Raw genomic sequence first — 1,523 nt, forward strand, 5'->3', positions numbered from 1 at the left:
CCTCCGTGGGTCCTAGAAGCCGCGGGGGGCGCGCTGTTGGGTGTCTGAGGAAACGACCCGCACCCGGCCTGGTGGTCGGTGGTGTGGTTGGTTCCCGCGGACCGTCTCTGAGAACTCTCGGAGCCTGTGGATGTGGTGCCCGTTTCCTGTTCCTCCTGGTGGGGGGTGGGGTGCGGGTGTTCCGTGGGCCGGGTGGTGTCGGGGTGTGCGGTTGGTGTTTTGATTTGTGAATAGTGTGCGCGAGCATCTTGTTATCTGTAGTGGCCAAGTGATAGTGGCATACGGTGGATGCCTTGGCACCAGGCGCCGATGAAGGACGTGGGAGACCGCGATAGGCCACGGGGAGCTGTCAACCTAGCTGTGATCCGTGGGTGTCCGAATGGGGAAACCCAGCCCGAGTTGTGTCGGGTTGCCGCCGCCTGAATGTATAGGGCGGTTGGTGGTGACGCGGGGAAGTGAAACATCTCAGTACCCGTAGGAAGAGTAAACAACAGTGATTCCCCTAGTAGTGGTGAGCGAACGGGGAAGAGGCTAAACCGTGCGCGTGTGATAGACGGCAGTCGTTGCGTGTGCGGGGTCGTGGGGTGTATCTGTCCGGGTCTGCCGATTCGGAGCATTTGAGGGTTCTTCTAGCTGAATCCGTTGGGAAGCGGAACCGTAGTGGGTGAGAGTCCCGTAGGTGAAGGAAGAGTCCGGGTGTTGGTACATACCCGAGTAGCGCGGAGCCCGAGAAATTCCGTGTGAATCTGGCAGGACCACCTGCTAAGCCAAAATACGTCCTGGTGACCGATAGTGCACTAGTACCGTGAGGGAAAGGTGAAAAGTGCCCCGGTGAGGGGTCGTGAAATAGTACCTGAAACCGTGTGCTGTCAAGCCGTCAGAGCTGGGGACTTGTTCCTGGTGATGGCGTGCCTTTTGAAGAATGAGCCTGCGAGTCATGGTGTGTGGCGAGGTTAACCCGGGTGGGGTAGCCGTAGGGAAACCGAGTCTGAATAGGGCGTTTGAGTCGCATGCTGTGGACCCGAAGCGGAGTGATCTACCCATGTCCAGGGTGAAGCGGGGGTAAGACCTCGTGGAGGCCCGAACCCACCAGGGTTGAAAACCTGGGGGATGAGGTGTGGGTAGGGGTGAAAGGCCAATCAAACTCCGTGATAGCTGGTTCTCCCCGAAATGCATTTAGGTGCAGCGTTGCGTGTTTCTTGCCGGAGGTAGAGCTACTGTTTGGCTGATGGGCCCCACAAGGTTACTGACGTCAGACAAACTCCGAATGCCGGTGAAGTGAAGCGTGGCAGTGAGACTGCGGGGGATAAGCTTCGTAGTCGAGAGGGAAACAGCCCAGATCATCAGCTAAGGCCCCTAAGCGTGTGCTAAGTGGGAAAGGTTGTGGAGTTGCTGAGACAACCAGGAGGTTGGCTTAGAAGCAGCCATCCTTTAAAGAGTGCGTAATAGCTCACTGGTCAAGTGGTTCTGCGCCGATAATGTAGCGGGGCTTAAGCACACCGCCGAAGCTGTGGAGCCCGGGA

General features: G+C 58.0%; 1 rRNA gene. It reads left to right on the plus strand.

What is annotated here, in order from left to right:
• Positions 1 to 261 precede the first annotated feature (261 nt).
• A 23S ribosomal RNA gene (locus tag RM479_RS27420) occupies positions 262 to 1,523 on the plus strand; the annotation flags it as partial.

Origin of the sequence: Nocardiopsis lambiniae (genome assembly GCF_031845465.1) — a bacterium.
GTDB classification, from domain to species: Bacteria; Actinomycetota; Actinomycetes; order Streptosporangiales; family Streptosporangiaceae; genus Nocardiopsis; species Nocardiopsis lambiniae.